The organism is Mucilaginibacter inviolabilis (assembly GCF_011089895.1).
In the GTDB taxonomy this organism is placed as follows: Bacteria; Bacteroidota; Bacteroidia; order Sphingobacteriales; family Sphingobacteriaceae; genus Mucilaginibacter; species Mucilaginibacter inviolabilis.
The window spans coordinates 3,492,500-3,512,909 of sequence record NZ_JAANAT010000001.1; the positions used below are offsets into that span (position 1 = coordinate 3,492,500).

Annotated in this window: 23 protein-coding genes; 9 read left to right on the forward strand and 14 right to left on the reverse strand. The window is 42.8% G+C overall.

Annotated features, from left to right (window positions below; all coding sequences use genetic code 11):
- Nucleotides 1-108 precede the first annotated feature (108 nt).
- From G7092_RS14385 to hemA, 13 genes are all read right to left on the reverse strand, one after another.
- The gene (locus tag G7092_RS14385; protein WP_166090463.1) at nucleotides 109-927 is read right to left on the reverse strand and encodes an outer membrane beta-barrel protein; all 819 of its coding nucleotides are present in this window, start codon (nucleotides 925-927) and stop codon (nucleotides 109-111) included.
- Between the two features lie 18 nt (nucleotides 928-945).
- Nucleotides 946-1,743: a hypothetical protein gene (locus G7092_RS14390; protein ID WP_166090465.1), complete on the reverse strand. Its 798-nt coding sequence runs from the start codon at nucleotides 1,741-1,743 to the stop codon at nucleotides 946-948.
- Complete coding sequence (locus G7092_RS14395) at nucleotides 1,703-2,272, reverse strand: RNA polymerase sigma factor (RefSeq protein ID WP_166091016.1); 570 nt, start codon at nucleotides 2,270-2,272, stop codon at nucleotides 1,703-1,705. The genes G7092_RS14390 and G7092_RS14395 overlap by 41 nt, the downstream gene beginning before the upstream one ends.
- 174 nt (nucleotides 2,273-2,446) lie before the next feature.
- The gene (locus G7092_RS14400) at nucleotides 2,447-2,986 is read right to left on the reverse strand and encodes a CopD family protein (protein ID WP_166090466.1); all 540 of its coding nucleotides are present in this window, start codon (nucleotides 2,984-2,986) and stop codon (nucleotides 2,447-2,449) included.
- 109 nt (nucleotides 2,987-3,095) lie between these two features.
- Nucleotides 3,096-4,121, reverse strand: a complete 1,026-nt coding sequence (hemE, locus tag G7092_RS14405) for a uroporphyrinogen decarboxylase (protein ID WP_166090467.1) — start codon at nucleotides 4,119-4,121, stop codon at nucleotides 3,096-3,098.
- Nucleotides 4,122-4,233: 112 nt separating this feature from the next.
- Entirely contained in the window at nucleotides 4,234-4,755 is a 522-nt protein-coding gene (locus G7092_RS14410) for a hypothetical protein (RefSeq protein WP_166090469.1), read from the reverse strand.
- Nucleotides 4,755-5,462, reverse strand: coding sequence for a response regulator transcription factor (locus G7092_RS14415; RefSeq protein WP_166090471.1), 708 nt, complete (start codon nucleotides 5,460-5,462; stop codon nucleotides 4,755-4,757). Before G7092_RS14415 ends, G7092_RS14410 begins: the two co-directional genes overlap by 1 nt.
- Before the next feature lie 21 nt (nucleotides 5,463-5,483).
- Nucleotides 5,484-6,353, reverse strand: a complete 870-nt coding sequence (locus G7092_RS14420; RefSeq protein ID WP_166090472.1) for a sensor histidine kinase — start codon at nucleotides 6,351-6,353, stop codon at nucleotides 5,484-5,486.
- Between the two features lie 89 nt (nucleotides 6,354-6,442).
- Complete coding sequence (gene hemL / locus G7092_RS14425) at nucleotides 6,443-7,813, reverse strand: glutamate-1-semialdehyde 2,1-aminomutase (protein ID WP_166090473.1); 1,371 nt, start codon at nucleotides 7,811-7,813, stop codon at nucleotides 6,443-6,445.
- Nucleotides 7,814-7,906: 93 nt separating this feature from the next.
- Nucleotides 7,907-8,878 (reverse strand): porphobilinogen synthase, encoded by a 972-nt coding sequence (hemB, locus tag G7092_RS14430; protein ID WP_166090474.1) that lies wholly within the window; start codon nucleotides 8,876-8,878, stop codon nucleotides 7,907-7,909.
- Between the two features lie 99 nt (nucleotides 8,879-8,977).
- The gene (hemC, locus tag G7092_RS14435) at nucleotides 8,978-10,552 is read right to left on the reverse strand and encodes a hydroxymethylbilane synthase (protein ID WP_166090475.1); all 1,575 of its coding nucleotides are present in this window, start codon (nucleotides 10,550-10,552) and stop codon (nucleotides 8,978-8,980) included.
- 361 nt (nucleotides 10,553-10,913) lie between these two features.
- Nucleotides 10,914-11,177, reverse strand: coding sequence for a hypothetical protein (locus G7092_RS14440; protein ID WP_166090476.1), 264 nt, complete (start codon nucleotides 11,175-11,177; stop codon nucleotides 10,914-10,916).
- Between the two features lie 119 nt (nucleotides 11,178-11,296).
- Nucleotides 11,297-12,526 carry a glutamyl-tRNA reductase gene (hemA, locus tag G7092_RS14445; protein WP_166090477.1) on the reverse strand — a complete coding sequence of 410 codons (1,230 nt, stop codon included), beginning with the start codon at nucleotides 12,524-12,526 and terminating at the stop codon, nucleotides 11,297-11,299.
- Nucleotides 12,527-12,692: 166 nt separating this feature from the next.
- Here hemA and G7092_RS14450 point away from each other — a divergent pair, with 166 nt between their 5' ends.
- The 3 genes from G7092_RS14450 (at nucleotide 12,693) to G7092_RS14460 (ending at nucleotide 15,214) form a co-directional block, all read left to right on the forward strand.
- Nucleotides 12,693-13,067: a DoxX family protein gene (locus G7092_RS14450; RefSeq protein ID WP_166090478.1), complete on the forward strand. Its 375-nt coding sequence runs from the start codon at nucleotides 12,693-12,695 to the stop codon at nucleotides 13,065-13,067.
- A 161-nt stretch (nucleotides 13,068-13,228) separates the two neighbouring features.
- A complete protein-coding gene (locus G7092_RS14455; protein WP_166090479.1) occupies nucleotides 13,229-14,755 on the forward strand; it encodes a carbon-nitrogen hydrolase family protein in 1,527 nt (508 codons plus the stop codon).
- A gap of 9 nt (nucleotides 14,756-14,764) precedes the next feature.
- Nucleotides 14,765-15,214 (forward strand): RDD family protein, encoded by a 450-nt coding sequence (locus tag G7092_RS14460; RefSeq protein WP_166090480.1) that lies wholly within the window; start codon nucleotides 14,765-14,767, stop codon nucleotides 15,212-15,214.
- Between the two features lie 42 nt (nucleotides 15,215-15,256).
- Here the strand turns inward: G7092_RS14460 and G7092_RS14465 are convergent, their stop codons facing one another.
- Nucleotides 15,257-15,487, reverse strand: a complete 231-nt coding sequence (locus G7092_RS14465) for a hypothetical protein (protein ID WP_166090481.1) — start codon at nucleotides 15,485-15,487, stop codon at nucleotides 15,257-15,259.
- Nucleotides 15,488-15,829: 342 nt separating this feature from the next.
- Between G7092_RS14465 and G7092_RS14470 the strand changes: the two genes are divergently transcribed.
- From G7092_RS14470 to G7092_RS14495, 6 genes are all read left to right on the forward strand, one after another.
- Nucleotides 15,830-16,519: a hypothetical protein gene (locus G7092_RS14470; RefSeq protein ID WP_166090482.1), complete on the forward strand. Its 690-nt coding sequence runs from the start codon at nucleotides 15,830-15,832 to the stop codon at nucleotides 16,517-16,519.
- Nucleotides 16,520-16,700: 181 nt separating this feature from the next.
- Nucleotides 16,701-17,084 carry a hypothetical protein gene (locus G7092_RS14475; RefSeq protein WP_166090483.1) on the forward strand — a complete coding sequence of 128 codons (384 nt, stop codon included), beginning with the start codon at nucleotides 16,701-16,703 and terminating at the stop codon, nucleotides 17,082-17,084.
- A gap of 72 nt (nucleotides 17,085-17,156) precedes the next feature.
- Complete coding sequence (locus G7092_RS14480; RefSeq protein WP_166090484.1) at nucleotides 17,157-17,987, forward strand: alpha/beta hydrolase family protein; 831 nt, start codon at nucleotides 17,157-17,159, stop codon at nucleotides 17,985-17,987.
- A gap of 70 nt (nucleotides 17,988-18,057) precedes the next feature.
- The gene (locus G7092_RS14485) at nucleotides 18,058-18,354 is read left to right on the forward strand and encodes a hypothetical protein (protein WP_166090485.1); all 297 of its coding nucleotides are present in this window, start codon (nucleotides 18,058-18,060) and stop codon (nucleotides 18,352-18,354) included.
- A gap of 33 nt (nucleotides 18,355-18,387) precedes the next feature.
- Nucleotides 18,388-19,386 carry an MBL fold metallo-hydrolase gene (locus G7092_RS14490; protein WP_166090486.1) on the forward strand — a complete coding sequence of 333 codons (999 nt, stop codon included), beginning with the start codon at nucleotides 18,388-18,390 and terminating at the stop codon, nucleotides 19,384-19,386.
- A 406-nt stretch (nucleotides 19,387-19,792) separates the two neighbouring features.
- Nucleotides 19,793-20,404 carry an RDD family protein gene (locus G7092_RS14495; protein WP_166090487.1) on the forward strand — a complete coding sequence of 204 codons (612 nt, stop codon included), beginning with the start codon at nucleotides 19,793-19,795 and terminating at the stop codon, nucleotides 20,402-20,404.
- Nucleotides 20,405-20,410: the final 6 nt, after the last annotated feature.

Sequence of the window (20,410 nt, forward strand, 5' to 3'; positions counted from 1 at the left end):
GCTATGAAAATTAGATACATCTGGAATTGCATTATGAGAAAAATATCGAAGCTTTCTGAGTTGAACGCATTCACCAATAATCATTAAGTAAAGCTTATAAAATTCCTTTTAAAAACCCAGCGTCAACCCGAACGAGAAATTCCTCAATCCATTCTGCGCAGGACTGTTCTCAAACATATCGCTAAAGTAGTATTTGGCATAAATACCCATAATGCCATAACCCACACGTACAAACGCGCCTTTGCGCAGCCTGGTAAAGTGGTAATCGTCGTTAAACTTTTGTTTGCCGTTTTCCTCGCTTATTTGTTTTACACGGCCATTGAGTAATACGCCAATTTCGGGGCCGGCAACAACACGGAAGTAATTGCCCCGCTCATCTTCATGGCTACGGTAGTAAAATGAAAGGGGTATACGCAGATAACTGGATGAAAAACGGTTCTTGCTGTAATGGATATTATCTTCAGTATAAGTTAAAACCGGTGCATTCCGTTGTATAGTAATATCCTTACGCAAACGGATCAACGTCCAGTCGAACCCACCCGAAACATATATTTTAAAAGCACTGTTAAAACGATAGCCAAACTGTACCACATCAAATCCAACATTGCTGGTTTTCCATTGGCGATAACTCAAAAACTGATTTTGGGGCGATAAGGTGAAGCTACCATGATCAACCAGTGTGGCCAAACCCAGGTCGATACGGGAAAACGTTACCCCGAAAGAAAAGCCCGGCGCTTTGTGCGCATGATAAGCGGTATCCCGCTCGCCGCTTGCTATAACTGTAGCATCATCCCCTACACCCAGTTTTACGTGTACTCGTTTTTTATGAAGATTCTCGGCAGTAACATGAGTGGAGTCGGACGTAGTTTGTGCAAACGTTGTGCTTACAGCAAGGCATATGATGATGGTAAAAATTAAGCGTTTCATATAGTAACAGTAAATATATTATTTTTCTTTCTTCACTTTGATGATACCCAGGTTTATACCGGTAATAGTAGCATCATCCTCATCGGTATTGGAAAACTCTATAAATTTATCCTTTCGTTTATCAACAGCTGCTATCACTACGTTAAACACATCACCCATACTACGGATACGATGTTTTTTAACCGGGGTTTTAGCAGGTTTTAAAGACAAGGCAGCCAGCTGGGGCTTATTTTCCGACAGATTCAAATCATGCATAACCGGCTTTACTGATATTTCGTCATTGGTATTGTCGGGTATAACCGCGCTAGCCAAATCGTTTCCGCGGCCCGTTAAAACAACCTGTGAATCATTGTTTTCCGCTGCTAGCCTATCCTGCTGTGCTTTTATTTTTTTCGTTCTATCAGCATCTATCCTGTTATTCGTCCTTTCAATCTTTACAGCTGCCAAATGATTAGCTGGGGTGATAACTGCCTTTTCTGCTTTTTTGTTTTGTTGTTCGTTGGATAGAACAGCCAGAACTGTTTTAGTAACCGGGAATGTCTTTTTAACTATCCGATTAACCAATGGATTCTGCTTGTTTACTTTCATCTGTTTAGGAATAAACAGTATCCCCATAGTAAGCATCAGTACAATACCTGCCGCGATACTTAAAAAGGATACCAGCGATCTTTTGCGTTTGCCTGCGTCTAACTCAGCGGATATGCCAGTCCATACCTGGGCTGATGGCTGTATTTCCAACCCATCAAGCGACGACCGAAAAAACTCATCCAATTCATTACCCTGCATATCCATAACTTTTACCCTCCATTTTTGCAATTTGTTCTTTTAATATACCTCGCGCCCTTGAAAGCTGCGATTTAGACGCGCCCTCACTAATGCCCATCATCTCTGCTATTTCTTTGTGCGAATAGCCTTCCAGGGCGTAAAGGCTAAATACCATCCGATAACCTGGCGCCAGTTGTTGTATCAACCTCAATAATGCCTGTGCATCTAAATTTGACGAGGCCAGTGGATTTACCGATGGCTCATTTCCAACGTCGTCAGTATTAACCACCTGCAGCATTTTATGATGTTTACGGTAATATTCGATGGAACTGTGTACCATAATGCGCCTTACCCAGCCTTCAAAAGATCCCTCGCCCCGATAATCGGCTACTTTTTGAAATACGCGGATAAACCCATTCTGCAGCATATCCTCCGCCTCCATTCTATCCGTAGCATAACGCATGCACACCGCCAGCATTTTGCTCGCGAATTGTTTATATAACAACTCCTGTGCTTTACGTTCGCCCGCTTTACAGCGGTCTATTAATTGTTGAATGGTAAACTTTGGCTCCAAAAACATCATTTATAACAGTAAGATGTGATGCTTTGGTAATTGGTTGCATGGTTTAAAAAATATATTTTTAAAATGCTCTGCTGCCGCGGGCTTTCAGCCCGTGGTAAACATGGCTTCAGCTTTCAGCTGCCCACGAGATACGCTGCGCTAATCTCGCGGAGCGGAAGGGCCTTGGAGAGGCTATTGCTTGCTCTTCATCCTATACCGCTTGTATATTTTCACGGCTATCATCAGGATCACAGCTAGGGCAACCAGGCCTACTACACCAAATATCCAGTTGAGGGCGCTTTTAAGTACTACCAGGAAAACTATGGCAAACAGCAATAAGGTAGCCAGCTCATTCCATAGGCGTAATTGGGTAGATGTCCACTTGAATACTCCATTGGCCATTTGCTTTATTTTATTCTGGCACATATGGTGATATATGCCCAACACTACTACAAAAGTAAGCTTTAGGTGCATCCAGCCAAAATGAAGCCATATTGGTCTCATGATCAGCATGGTGATACCGGCAGCAACGGTAAGGATCATGGAAGGAATGGTAATGATATTCCAGAGCTTACGCTCCATAATAGTAAATTGCTCTGATAATATTTTACGATCGGGCTCCGGTTTTTCCTGGGCCTCGGTATGATAAATAAACAGGCGTACACTGTAAAACAGGCCCGCCATATAACAAACCACAAAAATAATGTGTACCGCTTTTACGTAATCGTACATAGGTAGTATATTTAATTACGGATTAACAAATTGAACTTCATGAAATTAATTAAATTCCATGAAGTTCAATTTATTTATTAAGCAAGTTGGTGATATTCGCCTATTGCCCTTAGTTCCTGTATTCTTTGATCACCTCTACCGCGTACTTCACGTTATCAAACGGAATATCGGGCATAATACCATGGCCCAGGTTAAAGATGAAACCTTTTTCGTCCTTCATCCTGTCGAACAGGCGATGAATCCGTTCTTTGATCACCTTTTTATCGGCATATAAAATATGCGGATCAAGATTACCCTGAACGGCAATATCCGCAGGTAAACGTTTTTTAATATCGAGCAGATCAACGTTCCAATCAATCGAGATCACATCCGGTTTGGCTTCGGCCATCAGCGGCGCAAATACCGAACTGCCTTTGCAGAATGATATTACCGGGATATCCTTACGGTTCAGTTTACTGATGATCTCGGCAATGTAGCGGTGACTAAATTCCTGATAATCATCCCATGCCAAAGCTTGTGCCCAGCTATCAAATATCTGGACGGCATTTACACCGGCAGCTATCTGCATATTCAGGTAATCGGCAGTAACGGTAGCTATTTTTGATAACAGCTGATGAGCCAGTTCGGGCTCATTGTGCAGCATCAATTTGGTTAGTTTAAAATCCTTGGTCGATCCGCCTTCTACCAGATAGCTCATCACGGTAAATGGCGCACCGGCAAAACCAATAAGCGGTATACGGCCATTTAAACGCTGCTGGATTACCTTGATAGCATCGGCAACATATTGCAGCTTATCCAATACGTTGGTTTGCAGATTATCCACATCGGCTTGTGTACGTACCGGGTTGGCAAATTTTGGCCCAACACCGTTGGTAAAACTCAGATCGCCGCCCATGGCTTCGCCGGTAACCAATATGTCCGAAAACAGGATGGCTCCATCTATACCCAACAAATCAACCGGCAGCATGGTAACATCAGCAGCCAGCTCCGGGGTTTTACACATTTCCAGGAACGAATACTTGTTTTTGATATCCCAATATTCTTTCATGAAACGGCCAGCCTGACGCATCATCCACACCGGCGGGCGTTCTGTTTTTTCGGAAAAAGCTGCTTTTATTAATAACGAATCTCTCATATTTTTTTGAGTATCAAGCAGCTAGTACCAAGTATCAAGACTTATAAAAGAGCTTATTAATGTCCGATTACAAAAATCTTGATACTTGATACTAACTACTTGATACTATATTTCAATGTTTTTTCAATTCCTGATGAAGGCGGTTGATCACTTCCTTCATTTTGGCTGTCATTTTTTCTGTATGTTTTTCGGCCAGGCCCAAATAAGCTTTGGCTTTTTCATAGTTACCAAACCTGATGTTAAGATTGGCAACCGTAACCAGCGCGGCTACGTGGTCATTCAGCGTGTGCAGCGGGTATTGCGCGGCCAGCTCATAATGCTGTTCTGCAGCTTCAAACTCCTGCCGCTGGATGCAAACACCACCGTATATATATTCATAAAACCCACGGCGTTTTTTGCTCAGCCATTTAGGGTTACTGATCTCCTTTAATGAAGCCTCGGTTTTTGCATAATCCTTGGCATGAAAATATTTGGCCGCTACTACCAGGGTACCTTGTTTAAAGTAATCCCAGATGAGCAGCAATATCATCATCACCGCTACTGCTGCCAATTCATATATGCGCAGATACAGTAACAGGCCCAACGATAACAGGAAAATAAATGCTATAAATAAACGTACCCTGTTACTGAACATTAATGCTGATTATCGGTAAACTTATAACCTACACCACGGATAGAGTGAAAATAAACCGGGTTTTTAGGATCTGGTTCAAAATACTTGCGGAAGGTTAGGATAAAGTTATCGATAGTACGGGTGGATGGATATACATCATAATTCCAAACCGTTTCCAGGATCTGTTCGCGTGATACGGCATCATTTCTGCGTTCAATAAGCAGTTTAAGCAGCATGGTTTCTTTTTTGGTAAGCGCGGTGATAGATTCATCGGCATTTACCAGTTCAAAAGAATTAAAATGGATGGTTTTATCACCAATTTTATAGCTGTTAAACTCTTTCAGATCTTCGCCTTTCAGACTGCGTTTTACCAGGTTATTCACCCTTAAAATCAACTCTTCCAGGTTAAATGGCTTGGTCAAATAATCGTCGGCGCCTTTTTTAAGACCTGCTATCTTATCTTCATTGGTATTTTTAGCAGTTAAAAACATAATGGGCACTTCGGTATTTTCCAGCCTGATGGTTTCGGCTACTACAAAACCGTCAATCTCGGGCATCATCACGTCTAATATCACCAGGTTAAAACGCTCTTCTTTAAATAACTGCAAAGCTTTTTTACCATTTTTAGCTGTAGAAACTTTATAACCTTCCAGCTCCAGGTTAAGTTTGATGGCTTCCAACAAATGTTCTTCGTCTTCGGCCAATAAAATTCTTTTCTTATTAAGCATGTTATTTTTTTAAATTTAGGTTCATCCAAATACTACTTCAAAAACACTGCCCGCCGGACGGTTATCCCGTACCTTAATACTGGCCTGGTGTTTATCAAGCACTTCTTTTACAATATAAAGCCCCAGTCCGGTACCTTTGGTATTACGGGTATCCTCGCTGCCTACGCGGTAAAACTTATCGAAAATACGTGTTTTTTCGTTATCGGCTATACCAATGCCCTGGTCGGCTACTTCCAGGTAAACCTTATCGTCTTTTGAAAACAGCTTTACAGCCACTGCCGAGCAGGGACTGGAGTATTTTACCGCATTCTCGATCAGGTTAGTTACCACCGATGTCAGCGCGAACTTATCGCCGGTGATCTCTATTTTAGGTTCAATTTCGGCATCAATGATCTGCTGGTTGCAATCGCACTTGGTGATCTGCAAACGGTTCACAATGCTATCTACCAACACCGAAAGGTTAAATGTGTTTTTGGGGAAGGTGTAGGAGCGGTTATCAATTTTTGATGCCAGCAGCATATTCTCTACCATATCATCCAAACGCTCCACATCCAGCAATGATTTGCTTACAAAATCAAGCAGCTGTTCTTTGGTTAGGGAACGCTTCTGGATAGTTTGCAATAATATTTTAATAGAAGCCAGCGGCGATTTAAGCTCATGCGTAACCGAAAGCAGGAAATTCCTTTTCTGCTCCTGCAATTTACGCTCCTTATTGATCGACGCATGCAGGCTATAAGCCCCCACCACTAGTATCAATATGAACATAGAGCCTTCGCCCAGGATCATCCCAACGCGTTGCGGTTGCAGTTTCATCAACATATAACCCCACCAAACCAGTTCGGATACGGCGTATATGATGAGCGCATAGAAAATAATAAATGGCTTTTTCATTTCTTTATCAGTTTCAATATTTGGTATCAAGTAGCTAGACTACCACGTTTTTTCACTTAACAGGTTAAAGTCTTGATACTTGATACTAGCTACTTGCTACTAAATACCAGGTCAAGACTATCAAAGATAGCACGTTTTGCTTTCTCGAGGTCTATTTTTGTATGTGCCGATGATATAAAACCTACTTCATAGCCCGATGGCCCCAGGTAAATACCCCGGTTGATCAATTCGCGGTGGAATTTTTTGAATTTTTCCATGCTGGAAGCATCAATATCTTCAGCTTTACGAATATACTCTTTATCTGTAAAAGCGAACCAGAATATGGAGCCTATACCAAACACCTTAAACTTGTAGTTACGTGCTGTGGCAAAGCGTTGTACCGCCTCGCGGAACTCCTCTGTCTTGTTATTCAGATCACGGTAAAAGCCCATTTTCAACAGCTCGCTCAGTTGTGCGATGCCTGCTGCCATGGCTACAGGGTTACCCGATAAGGTACCTGCCTGGTAAACCGGGCCTTCGGGTGATATATTACCCATAATAGCGGCCGATGATCCATAAGCTCCAACAGGCATACCGCCACCGATGATTTTACCGTAGGTAATAATATCCGGCTTGATACCGTAATGGCCCGATGCGCCTTCAAAACCTATCCTGAAGCCCGATATTACCTCATCAAATATGAGCAGGGTACCGTTTTGAGTACAGATATCGCGCAAAAACTGCAGGTATTCTTTTTCCTGCAACAGCAAACCATTGTTGGCCGGGATAGGCTCAATGATAATGGCAGCTATCTGGTCTTTAAAATCTTCAAAAGCTTTGGTTAAAGCTTCTTTATCATTTAAGGATACAACGATGGTTTCATCGGCAAAGGCTTTGGGTACGCCTGCCGACGAGGTTTCGCCGAAGGTTACCAGCCCCGAGCCTGCTTTTACCAGCAAGGCATCTACGTGGCCGTGGTAGCAGCCTTCAAACTTTAATATTTTGTCGCGTTTGGTATAGCCACGGGCTAAACGGATAGCCGACATCACGGCCTCGGTACCAGAGCTTACAAAACGCAGTTTTTCAATCAGCTTATTATTTTTCAGGATCAGTTCGGCCAGTTCATTCTCCAAAGCGGTGGGCGCGCCGAAAGACATACCATTTTGCATTACCTCGGTAACCTTCTCGCGTACTTTGGTATTGTTATGACCAAGGACAAGCGGTCCCCAGGAACAGCAAAAATCCACAAACTCGTTACCATCAGCATCCCAGATATGGCTGCCATCGCCTTTTTGTATGAACAGCGGCGTACCGTAAACAGACTTAAAAGCCCTTACCGGCGAGTTTACCCCACCCGGAAAATAGGTTTTAGCCTTGGCATATAATTCTGCAGATTTCTCCCTGCTAATATCAGGCTTGCCTGTAGTATTTAAAGGCTCATTGGCCTCACCCGAAAATATTTTCTTTATTGAATCTAACATGTGCCCCCCAACCCCCTAAAGGGGGAGTGTTTTAATTTCTTATTATTTATAAATCAAGCCTCCTTCGCTCCCCCTTCAGGGGGCCGGGGGGCTTTATATCCATTTATTCTCCAACACCTCTTTGGCGTGATAGGTTAGTATCGCGGTAGCTCCTGCCCTGCGGATGCTGGTGAGCACTTCGGTAATGGCGCGCTGCTCGTTCAGCCAGCCTTTTTGTATGGCTGCTTTAATCATGGCATATTCGCCGCTTACATTATAGGCCGCTACCGGCAATTCGGTATTGTCTTTTATTAGTTTTATTACGTCCAGATAAGGCAAGGCTGGTTTTACCATTAAAAAATCGGCACCTTCCAGTTCGTCCAGATTGGCTTCTATCAATGCTTCGCGCTGATTGGCGGGATTCATTTGGTATGTTTTTTTATCGCCAAACTTAGGGGCCGAATTTAAGGCATCTCTGAAAGGACCATAAAAAGCGCTGGCATACTTGGCCGAGTATGACATAATAGAAACGTTGGTAAAGCCGTTTTCGTCCAGTACATTACGAATATATCCTACACGGCCATCCATCATATCAGAAGGAGCAATAATATCGGCACCGCATTGCGCATGAGCCAGGGCCATTTTGACCAATACTTCCAGCGTTTCATCATTCAGGATCACGCCATCTTTCACAATACCATCATGGCCATCGCTGCTATAGGGATCCATCGCCACATCGGTAACCACACAGGCCTCCGGGAAGTTCTTTTTAACCTCACGTATGGCCCTCAGGTACAAGCTGTCATCACGGTAGCTTTCGGTAGCCAGGGGATCTTTTAATGAATCCTCGATATTCGGGAACAGGTCAAAAGAGTTTAAGCCCAGTTTAAGGCAGCTTTCAATCTCGCGTAACAGATTATCAACAGAATAGCGATAAATACCTGGCATGGAAACCACTTCTGTTTTTTGAAACGTACCATCCACAATAAACAGTGGGAATATCAGGTTAGCCGCGCTAACGTGTGTTTCCTGCACCATTTGGCGTATCACTTCACTTTTCCGGTTTCTACGTGGTCTTTGTAACATGAGCCCCCCAGCCCCCTAAAGGGGGAGTTTTTTTAATTTCTTATTTTAATATTAAATATAAGCTTACCCTATCGTCCCCCCTTTAGGGGGTTAGGGGGCTTATAATCCAAACACAGCCTCTGCCAGCCCAACTTCGTCGGGCGAGTAAGGCAGGGTATATTTTACACCCATTTCATCAAATTTTTTGCCGGTTGATTTACCGATGACCACTACCTTTTGGTAAGGGTCCAACAAATTATCAGTAAAGTAAGCCTCCACGTTTGATGGACTGGTAAACACCATCACATCGGCGCCGCTGGGCTCTACATCTTCTACCAATACGGTTTCATATACCGGCAAGTCGATAATTTTGGTATCGGCAGATAGTCCTTGCTGTATGCTCCTCATGGGGCTTTCGGCACCGGGGAACAATACGATCTTGCCATTGGCCAGCTTGGCAAATTCTTCGGCTACTTCGGCAGTATCGGTGCCTTCGCCTACATAATCAGTAAAATGACCTTTGCGGCGCAACATCTCTTCACTGCCGCTACCCATTACGCCAAACTTTACCTTTTTAGGAAACAGCGGATTCAACTGAAAAAAGTAATCCACCGCGTTTTTACTGGAGAAAAATACCCAGTCGATATTTTTTAATATGTAGGAATCAAACTTGGTGATCACCGGTACGGTGCGGATAAGTGAACGCGCCTCTACCTCAATACCCAAATGTTCCATCGCTTTCTTAAAGTAGCTTTGCTCAGACAATTCGCGCGATATAAATACTTTCGATGGATGTTTCCGATCTTTAGCATATTTCGCTATAACCTTTTCGGCCAGACCTTCGCTGGTTGGTGCTTCTAAAAACAGCCGGTTCGGAAATTCATCCCCTTCATCAGCTTTGGAAGTAAATACCTGGAACATACCCTCATCGCGCCTGCAGTAACAGCCCAACGGCAGGTGACAGCCGCCGCCGAACATTCTCAGCACGGTTCGTTCCACCGCCAGCTCTTCAGCTACGTCGGGGTGGTGCAGCGTCTGCAGTATATCAAAAACTTCCTGGTTACTTTCGCGGATCTGGATAGCCAACGCTCCCTGTGCCGGGGCCGGGATCAGCTCCACCGGGGTAATCTCCTCTACATGGAATTCGCTCAGATCTAAACCTAAACGTACCACCCCCGCTTTGGCTATCATAATAGCATCGTATTTTTCGTCGCGCAATTTACCTATACGGGTAGGCACATTGCCGCGCAAGTCTTCTATCTCCAGGTCGGGGCGGTGTGCCAGCAGCTGCGCTTTGCGCCGGTTTGATGATGTACCTACAATGGCGCCGTATTTTACTGACAGCTTCTGATGCACATCTACACAATCCTTCAAGATCAACAACAGCTCAGATGGGTCCTCCCGTTCTGAAACTGCTGCGATGATGAGTCCCGGAGGGTTTTCAGTTGGCAGGTCCTTGTGCGAGTGTACCGCGATATCAATGGTACCGGCCAATAATTCTTCTTCTAATTCCTTGGTGAAAAACCCTTTTCCTTCCAACTTATCAAAGCTCAGGTTTAGTATACGGTCGCCCTGGGTTTTTATGATTTTCAGTTCGGCATTTACGTTGATGGCGGCAAGGCTGTCTTTTACAAAATTAGCCTGCCATAGTGCCAATTCACTGCCGCGGGTTCCTATTATCAGTGTTCTGTCCAAAAGAATGATTTTTTACGGTGCAAATTTAATTTTTTACAGGCATGAATTTAACATTAATTCATGTTATGAAAGTAGAGTGACTAATAATTGTTAATTATTGAATTAGTGAGTTAGTGAATTAGTGATTTTTCTTGAAAATAAACCAGGGAGAGATTGATGAATAGGGGTTTCCAAATATTAAATTTCATCCGGGCGTTGCCTTCGGCCCGGGCTATCCGCTCATACGCCTGCAGGCATTAGGCACAGGGCCGGTATCCGCTGCTATCCCTAACGCTTTTAATTATTGAATTAGTGATTTAGTGAATTATTGAGTTTTTGTCTGAACCTTGATTTTTCACTTATCGTTTATTTTCATTGGAGTTCAAGAGGGGGCTGCGCCGTTTATAGGATTAAGGGATTGCCACGATTTCTTTTTCCCGTCAGCAGAACAGCTTCGGGCGAAAGCAGGCAGAACGATGACAGGTGGTGCAGCTGCAGGGGCATTAGCAAACCTTGCCGAAGCATGGGAATGAGCAAACGAAGTTGGGGTAAGGTTTAGCAGCCCGTGGTTCTGACGGCTTTGCAGGGTAAAGGCCTTGCGCGCAAAGAAGCATTTATGCTGACTTGATTTTTGGTTACTTTTCATCAAGGAAAAGTGACTGGCCCTCCCGCGGCCAAGAGCGGGTATACACCAAGCAAATGAAGAGATTGCCACGCTGCGCTCGCAATGACATATTTTTTAAATTATCCGGGAAACAGTTGAAATTAATTTTCGTTGATCAATATATCCTTCGCCATAATCATCGGCACGCTGATATATTTTTTCTCCATGTAATTGATCACCTTTTCCAAAATCTCGCGCGATTGTTCATCCAGTCCCTGTACCTCATCGGCAAAAACAGAATTAATGGCTGTGTTGCGGATCTCTTTGATCTTTTCGGGTACCTGGCGCATGGCCACTTCAATACGGCGTTGTTTCAGCTGCGTACAAAACTCGGCGATGTTTTGATCAATGATGGCTTCTGCATGTACCAATTCCTGGTAACGTTCCTGCAGGTTACGTTTGGCAACCTCATTAAGTGAGTGTACCTCGATAAAGTTAACAGGAAACTGCTCCAATACTTCCGGAGCGGTGTCATTAGGAATAGCCAGATCGACAATAGTTTTACGACCGGTTTCGCCGTTAAGAAGCGATTGATATATTTCGGTAGTGATGATAGGCTCTACTGCCGATGTGCAGGTAATGATCACATCAAAACCTTTATTGTATGTTTTTAAAGCCTCCAGGTCAAAAGCTTCACCACCCAGGTCGGTTGCCAGTTCGGCTGCCTTTGACAGGGTACGGTTAAATACCGCGAAATTGGTGAATTTATGCTTTTTAAGGTATTTGGAAATGTTACGATTGGTTTCGCCGGCACCGATGATCAGTACCCGGGCATCAGTAGCACACAGGTTAAGATCTCGCAGTTTGCGATAAGCCAATGATACTACCGAGATTGGATTTTTAGAAATATTGGTATGGGTATAAACCTCCTTGGCCGTTTTAACCACACAGTTCATCACCATGCGTAAACCGTCGGCAGTAAGACCTGCCTCTTTGCAATGCTCATAAGCTTTGCGCAGCTGAGCCAGAATTTCCTTTTCACCAACTATCAAACTTTCCAGTGAGCATGAAGTACGTAAAAGATGTATCATAGCCTCCTGCTCTTCGTAGATAGATGCGCTATCCATAAAGGTACTCAGGGAATGATCACACAATTCGGTATTAAATGATTCGATGAACTTACGGGCAAAATCCTTGTCGACCTTATGCGGGGTTGTCATAACAAACTCAACACGGTTGCACGTAGCCAGATAAAATATTTCCGGAATTCCAAATTGAGCTTTTACCTGTTGAAGTTTTTCTGTCAGATTTTCCTGGCAAACCACCAATCTACCTAATTCCTTCAGTTCAATCTGTTTGTGTGTAAAAGCAATAACCTTTAAATACTTCAAAGCAGTTTTAAATTTGACCGAACAAAAATATCACTATAAATGAGATCCCGTGTCAATACTTTGTCATACAGGGCTATTTAGAATGTTTATAAATTACGAAAACTGACCGTAAAACAACATTAAAACTGCTTAAAACAATATTTAACAAAATAATGTATATTACATAATGCATCTTATCAAAAATATAAGCCTGATTATACTGGTAATTGGGTACGCGCTTGCAGGTATCAATCATTTTATCAATCCAACATCGTATTACCGCATCATTCCGCATTACCTACCCTACCCGGTAGTTATTAATATCATAGCGGGTGCTGCCGAAATATTGCTGGCTCTGCTGCTGATCCCAACACAAACCAGACCGATGGCGGCTTATACTATAATATTAATGCTGATTGCTTTTTTACCGGTACACATTAGTATGATAAGTGATGCACCACTAAGATTGGGCAAGCTCACCGTAACTCCATTACTGGCCTGGATACGCCTGATGCTGCAGCCAGTGCTGATGGCCTGGGCATGGTGGTATACTAAATCGTAGTTGGGATTTTTGGAGCAAAGATATTTGGAACAAGGAACAAAGATATTAGGACTAAAGATTTGAAGAACAAAGAGCAAGGATATTAGCAAGGAATAGCAAAAGAAAAATCATTGCTCCTTATTCCAAAAATCTTTGCTCCCCTTAAAATATAAAAACAACCTATGGATCTGCAAAGTGTTGAAATGCGTAACCTGGAAGTACAGGACTACCAGGAGCTTAAAAAATCGATGAAATCGGCCTATATGGATATGGACGAGGACTATTGGGATGCCAATTCTATCCGAAGACTCATCAAGCTATTCCCCGAAGGCCAGATCTGTATCACTGTGAATGATGTGGTGGTAGGCTGTGCGCTATCGATTATTGTCGATTACCAAAAGTTCGGCGATAACCATACCTACAAACAAATAACCGGCGACAGTACTTTTAAAACGCACAACGATAATGGCGATGTGTTATACGGCATCGATATTTTTATCCACCCCAACTATCGCGGTCTGCGCCTGGCTCGCCGGTTGTATGAAGCGCGTAAGGCTCTTTGCGAAAAGCTGAACCTCAAAAGCATTATCGCTGGTGGTCGCATCCCCAATTATCAGAAATATCAGAATGATCTGACACCCCGGCAATATATCGACAAGGTAAAGTATAAAGAGATCTATGACCCTACCCTGTCGTTTCAGCTGGCTAATGATTTTCACGTGCGCAAGGTGCTGCGCAATTACCTGCCCGAGGATAGCCGCTCCAAAGGTTTTGCCACCCTCATTGAGTGGAACAACGTGTATTACGAAGAGATCAGCACGGCCATCAATCAAAAAACGGTGGTGCGCATAGGCCTGGTACAATGGCAAATGCGGAGTTATAATAACATCAGCGAACTGTTGAAACATGCCGAATATTTTGTTGATGCGGTAAGCGATTACCAGGCCGATTTTATTCTCTTCCCCGAGCTGTTCAACACCCCGCTGATGGCCGATTATAATCACATGGATTCGGCCAAGGCCATGCGCGAGCTGGCCAAATACACGCAGCCCATTATCGAAGAGTTCTCCAAACTGGCCGTATCCTACAACGTAAATATTATTGCGGGCAGCATGCCCGTTATTTTTGAAGATTCACTGTACAATGTATCCTACCTGTTCAGACGAAACGGCAGTATGGAAGAGGTTTACAAGATACATCCTACTCCGGCCGAGATCAGCTCATGGGGTATGCGCGGAGGCGATGAAGTAAAAGTATTTGAAACTGATGCCGGTAAAGTAGGTATCCTGATCTGTTATGATGTGGAGTTTCCCGAACTATCGCGCATATTGGCCAGTCAGGATATGCAAATCTTATTCGTACCCTTTTTGACCGATACGCAGAACGGTTACAACCGGGTTAAATTTTGCGCTCAGGCCCGTGCTGTAGAGAACGAATGTTATGTAGCCATTGCAGGCTGCGTGGGTAATTTGCCTAATGTAAACAATATGGGCATCAGCTACGCACAATCGGCGGTGTTTACGCCGTCAGACTTTGGCTTCCCCACCAATGGTATCCAGTCTGAAGCTACGCCTAACAGCGAAATGATTGTGATCGCGGACGTAGATCTTTCCCTGCTGGATGAGTTACATGAATACGGCAGCGTACAGAATCTGAAAGATCGCCGAACTGATTTGTATAATATTACATTTAACGGCAAAAAAGTGTAATATTAGGTAATGAAATTTACACGGGTTATACCTAAAGCTTACATCAAACTGCGCATACTGACCACGCTAATTGATTATACCATTTTTGGTACTTTCTATTTTACCTACCTGTATGTATTTAACGAGTCAGCCCAACCGGGCCATATGGAAGTTAATGGGATAATGACATGGCCAATACCCATTGTTTGGATCCTTTATTTTGTACTGTTAGAATCCATAAATGGCACCCCCGGACATGATCTGTGTAAATTAAAAGTAGTAAAAACCGATGGATCAAAGGTTAGCTTTACGGATGCGCTGAAACGACGTATTTGTGACCCCATTGACATATTTATTTATGGGATACCGGCACTGATCCTGGTTTCAAAAACAGAAAAACACCAACGCCTGGGCGATTTGCTGGCTAATACCGTTGTTGTAAAGGCAAGCGATATCGTCATAACCGAAGCTACTTTTTAATCGCTACCACAAAGCGGGACACTTGCGGCAGCATGGGGAAAACTATGGGCTTTCAACACCAACATATTCTATGTATTGATCCGGAAAACGCTTTGAAATACGAAGCCTGACTTTTTTATACTGCTTCAGACTATCTAGTGCAGCCCGGTTATAGGAAGAATAATTCTCGTTAAAAACCTTTCCATTATACTCATATCGCACATGAACAAATGTAGCTCCTCTTGTGTATTCAACATCGGTAACCTGTGCAACAGTTATTATGGAATTTCTCATGACAATTGATTGTTTGTAATCGTAGTATACTTTATATACTACGATTACAAACAATACAGAAGATACAAAATACAGGGCTCTTTTATCTCTTGTTTCCATCAGCCAATACACGCATGTTACGTATGCATATAAATGTATAAAAATTATTCATCCAAGATATAGGAAAGCATACGTAAGTATTAGTGAAATGGATGACTTGTACGAATACCGCGATACCCCTCATGCCCAAGCAAGCGTCAACGCTTGATTGATATTTTAGAGTAAATGTCTACGCTCACAATCATTATAGTTTAAGCGAAAGAAACTTGAACTAGCGGGGTTTTAAATTAAATTTGCTATCGCATGAAAAAAAATCTCCCCCTAATTATATGCCTGATCATTGCTCTTTTATTCATAAGGCTGGTTTTTTTTATTAAAAATACAGGCGACAGAGATGTAAAATCGATGCAAAATGAAAACGTAACAATAAGTCAAACTATTCCGGTCGATTATGGAGACCTATTTAAATACAAAAACAACCTGTCATCCGATGGAACGATAAATACCAGATTCCGGAATGCTGTTGCCGACATCAGATATGACAACAAATATTTTATCCAGGTGTATAAAATAGATACCTCCTTCAATCATTCTTTGTCAGATTTTATCACAGAAAGCCATCAGGACAAGCACATTACTTATGATCAATCTTATAGAGAGATTAATGATCATAAGCTTTTCTCCATTAGCTACAAAGTGGGGCAACCAGAAAAGATATCGGCCATTTTTCTTAATATATTTGGTAATGACGCACAAACAATTGAAAAAAGGGACTCTATAGCGGGCTACTATTCAGATCTTAAAAATCTTTCTATTCAATATGGACAGAATCAGGCACAGGATATCTATATCAAACCGAAAGATGACAAGGCATCTATGCCAATTTCCATTTATTTTATCAAAAAAAACCAGGCCCTTTACTTGATTATTTTAACTGCAATCAATAACGAGCCAGTTACATCAACTACTTTAAAAGAGTTGCTGGCAAAATAAAATTCGGAGCAGAGTTCTTCGCCCAATCAAGCGTCCACGCTTACATTTTTCGATCTGGTAAGCGTAAACGCTTACCAGCATTGTGGTTTAAGCGAAAAACGCTTGAACTGGCGGACATTTATTTTAGAGATTTATAATACCTTTAACTAGATTGTTCACTTAGATTTTATAATAAAGTTCAATGAAATTAAAAATCATATTGATGGTTATTATCTGGATTTCGATATACATTGTTTTTTTTCAAATCTTGCCTGGTCTAAACGAAAAGTATCATGAATGCAATATATTTCACGAAATAAACAACCAACAAATCCACTCCAAAGTGCTAAGAAAATTTATTGATTCTGTTAATCATAATTATAAAACAATTAGTTACTTAAATGATAATGGAGTAGAAGAGACTATGATGTTTCCCGCTAAGCTCGGTGATATGTATGATTTCTTAAATGTTGGCGATTCAATAATTAAAAAAGAAAACTCCATTTACTATAAAGTAAAAAATAAAGCAACAGGAAGGGATACATCATTTAAACTCGATACTAAATGCAAGGATAGTTTAAAGTAATATCCCACTGCCAGTGCATGTGTACCGCGTATACATCCACCCATTACCGCCAAAAAAGTGTAATTTTCACCCATGATCCGTAAAGACAATTATACACTGCCCGGCGCTAAGGGCCGCCCGATGTTGATAGATGTAACGTATGACGATGCACTTAAAAACGCGCCGGTAGTGATCTTTGCGCATGGGTTTAAAGGCTTTAAAGATTGGGGCACACATAACCTGGTAGCCGATTATTTCGCCCGTAACGGTTTCCGGTACCTCAAATTTAACTTCTCGCATAATGGCACTACGCCAGATCATCCTACCGATTTTGCCGATCTGATTGCCTTTAGTGATAATACCTTTTCCATCGAGCTGGAAGACCTGGATACTATTATTGATTTTGCCTGCAGCGGCTCGGGTATGGCCGCAGCCAATGGTGTATTTTTAATAGGGCATAGTATGGGTGGCGGCATCAGCATCATCAAATCAGCAGAGGACAGTCGCATCAAAAAACTGGTCACCATGGCTTCCATATCCAGCTTCCGCAATCTGTGGCCGCAGCAAAGCGAAGCGCAATGGTATCTGCAGGGCGTCATTTATATGCACAACTCCCGCACCGGGCAGCAAATGCCGCTCAAATCAACCTTGCTGGATGACCTGGACAAACACCCTTTACGGCTGAATATCCCAGCCAAAGCCGCCGAAGTACAACAGCCCTGGCTGCTGGTGCATGGCGACATCGACCCAACGGTTCCCCTTGATCATGCCAAAGAACTGCATACAGCCCAACCCAGGTCCGAGCTGGTGATCATCAAAGGCGGTGACCATGTTTTAGGCGCCTCGCATCCTTACACCGGGGATACGCTCCCCGCTGCCCTACAGGAATTTTGCGACAGGACAATAGCCTTTTTTAATTATTGAATTTGTCTCATTAAACTATTACCTTTTCTCCCCGTCAGCAGATAAGCTTCGGGCGAAAGCGGGCAGAACAATGATGGCTTGTGCGGCTGCGGGGCATAGCAAGTTTTTGCTGAAGCGCAGGAAAAATGAGGGAACGAAGTGGGGCAAAATAATTGCAGCCCTAGTTCTGTCCGATTTGCAGGGCAAAGGCTATGAGCGCAAAGAAGCATTTCTGCTGACAGCCTTTTGGTTACTTTGTGGCGACAAAGTAACAGCTACAGCGGCAACTGAGCGTTCTAAAATAGATAACCCGCTCATCCTCCCAAATAAACCCAACCGTCATTCCACAGTCAATAAACACCCCATTACCGTAACTTTAAACACTTAACCCTATCTTAAACCAAAATACTATTAGCTTACCATGAGTTTAGAAGGATCACGAAAAGAAGGAAAAAAATATATTAACGTTATACCAACCGACGAAGGCGGCTTTGGTAAAATACTACCGATACTGGGCGAATACATCAACAACAAGGCCGAGAATACCCCTCTTAAAACACTAGGCCCTTTTAAAACCGATACAACTGCATACCAAAATCCGCCGGCCAGTGGCCTGCGCATCACCTGGATTGGCCATACCAGTATATTAATTGAGATTGATGGCAAACGTATCCTCACCGATCCGGTTTGGAGCCAGCGTGTTTCGTTTTCCAAATACATTGGCCCTAAGCGCTTTTTTCAGCCACCGCTTTCATTAAGTGAATTGCCCCCGCTGGATGCTATCATTATATCACATGATCATTATGACCACCTGGATAAAGATACTATTCAATTTTTCGCCGGTTCTTCAACGCCGTTCTATTGTTCGGTAGGTGTAGGCCAACACCTGATTAAATGGGGTATTGCCGAAAACCGTATCACCGAAATGGACTGGGGTAATAGCGTAGTGATCGGTAATGATCTGGTAGTTACGGCTACCCCTTCGAGGCATTTTTCGGGCCGGGGTATCACTGGCCGTAATGAAACCTTATGGTCGTCATTCGTTATCAGAGGCACAAAACACAATATTTATTTTGGTGCCGATTCGGGCTGGTCGCCCAGTTTTGCGGAAATCGGCGAAGCCTTTGGCCCGTTTGATCTCACGATATTGGAAATTGGCGCTTATGGCAAATACTGGCCCGATATACACATGGGCCCCGATCATGCCTCCAACGCGCACCTGGCCCTCAAAGGCAAGCTGATGATGCCCGTACACTACGGCACTTTCAGTCTGGCCCCGCACGCCTGGTATGAACCTATTGAACGGTTAACCGATTTGGCAAAAGATAAAAATATTAACCTGTTTGTCCCCAAACCCGGCGAACCAACCGAAGTAAAAGAAGCCTACAACAGCAATTGGTGGAAACCATATTTGTCGTAAGGTTCATAGTTGATGGATCATAGTTCATTGCAAAAGAGATTGTCATCCTCTCCCTAATTTTTCGTATCTTTATACCAATAACCAGCCCGGTTTTCTCTAAACCAGAAAACCGGGCTGTTTTGTTAAACAAGAAAAGGGATCAAAAACAAGTCAATTTTAAGTTAAAACAATAACAATCAATAAATTAACACTTTTTAAACCTTTCAAAACCCATCAAAAATTTGTTAAAAAGTGTTAAAATGGCGTTAAAATTTAGTTAAAGTGAGTAATAACTAAGCTTTTTCACCCTGTTTTCGACCGAAAAAGTGTTAAAATTTGAGGTTTAAAAAGTTTTTCTGTCCAACAAAGTAACTTCGGGCGTTTGCGATAATCAAACAAAGTAAATATCCCACAAAAAACCTGATCAATGGCTCAAACCTTTATATTGGTAATTGATGGTAAACCACAAGGCCCTTTTAGCATCGACCAGCTAAAAGACCACAAAGTAAAACCTACCGACTTTATAAAAACCCCAGAAATGGACGATTATAAAGAAGCACAGGAAATTGCCGAACTACGCGCACTTTTCGGTTTTGCTAAACCAGCATTGCTCATGCAATATTATGGCAGTTTTGATCAGCGGCTGCTGGCTTCGGTATTGGATTGGTTTATCCTCTTCGGCGTGTTTGTGATTATCGCTTTTATTGTAGTACTGTTGTTTATTCAGGATAAAGAAACGCGTATTATTGTATCCTTCAGTATTTTGGGCGTTATCCCCCTGGCTAAAGTGATTTATCATATTGTGATGGAAAGCTCCGCCAAACAGGCCACCTACGGCAAACAAATGCTCAAGATTAAAGTGGTAGATATGAATGGCGACCGTATCAGTACAGGTGTGGCTATCAGCCGTAATTTACTCAAACTGCTTTCTGCACTGCCCTTTTGCTTGGGTTATGTAATAGCTTTCTTCAACAAGAAACAGCAATGCCTGCATGATATGCTGGCTAATACCCTGGTGATCAAGGAAAGGTTATTTTAATTTCCG

Bases quoted from the DNA above. Each gene is read 5' to 3' on its own strand.
- G7092_RS14460 (WP_166090480.1), top strand. From the start codon at position 14,765: ATGAAATTTACACGGGTTATACCTAAAGCTTACATCAAACTGCGCATA.
- G7092_RS14475 (WP_166090483.1), top strand. From the start codon at position 16,701: ATGAAATTAAAAATCATATTGATGGTTATTATCTGGATTTCGATATAC.
- hemE (WP_166090467.1), bottom strand. From the start codon at position 4,121: ATGAGAGATTCGTTATTAATAAAAGCAGCTTTTTCCGAAAAAACAGAA.
- G7092_RS14440 (WP_166090476.1), bottom strand. From the start codon at position 11,177: ATGAAAAGTAACCAAAAATCAAGTCAGCATAAATGCTTCTTTGCGCGC.
- G7092_RS14495 (WP_166090487.1), top strand. From the start codon at position 19,793: ATGGCTCAAACCTTTATATTGGTAATTGATGGTAAACCACAAGGCCCT.
- G7092_RS14385 (WP_166090463.1), bottom strand. From the start codon at position 927: ATGAAACGCTTAATTTTTACCATCATCATATGCCTTGCTGTAAGCACA.
- G7092_RS14480 (WP_166090484.1), top strand. From the start codon at position 17,157: ATGATCCGTAAAGACAATTATACACTGCCCGGCGCTAAGGGCCGCCCG.
- G7092_RS14470 (WP_166090482.1), top strand. From the start codon at position 15,830: ATGAAAAAAAATCTCCCCCTAATTATATGCCTGATCATTGCTCTTTTA.
- G7092_RS14485 (WP_166090485.1), top strand. From the start codon at position 18,058: ATGATGGCTTGTGCGGCTGCGGGGCATAGCAAGTTTTTGCTGAAGCGC.
- G7092_RS14490 (WP_166090486.1), top strand. From the start codon at position 18,388: ATGAGTTTAGAAGGATCACGAAAAGAAGGAAAAAAATATATTAACGTT.
- hemL (WP_166090473.1), bottom strand. From the start codon at position 7,813: ATGTTAGATTCAATAAAGAAAATATTTTCGGGTGAGGCCAATGAGCCT.
- G7092_RS14455 (WP_166090479.1), top strand. From the start codon at position 13,229: ATGGATCTGCAAAGTGTTGAAATGCGTAACCTGGAAGTACAGGACTAC.
- G7092_RS14465 (WP_166090481.1), bottom strand. From the start codon at position 15,487: ATGAGAAATTCCATAATAACTGTTGCACAGGTTACCGATGTTGAATAC.
- G7092_RS14400 (WP_166090466.1), bottom strand. From the start codon at position 2,986: ATGTACGATTACGTAAAAGCGGTACACATTATTTTTGTGGTTTGTTAT.
- hemB (WP_166090474.1), bottom strand. From the start codon at position 8,878: ATGTTACAAAGACCACGTAGAAACCGGAAAAGTGAAGTGATACGCCAA.
- G7092_RS14420 (WP_166090472.1), bottom strand. From the start codon at position 6,353: ATGAAAAAGCCATTTATTATTTTCTATGCGCTCATCATATACGCCGTA.
- G7092_RS14450 (WP_166090478.1), top strand. From the start codon at position 12,693: ATGCATCTTATCAAAAATATAAGCCTGATTATACTGGTAATTGGGTAC.
- G7092_RS14415 (WP_166090471.1), bottom strand. From the start codon at position 5,462: ATGCTTAATAAGAAAAGAATTTTATTGGCCGAAGACGAAGAACATTTG.
- G7092_RS14395 (WP_166091016.1), bottom strand. From the start codon at position 2,272: ATGTTTTTGGAGCCAAAGTTTACCATTCAACAATTAATAGACCGCTGT.
- G7092_RS14410 (WP_166090469.1), bottom strand. From the start codon at position 4,755: ATGTTCAGTAACAGGGTACGTTTATTTATAGCATTTATTTTCCTGTTA.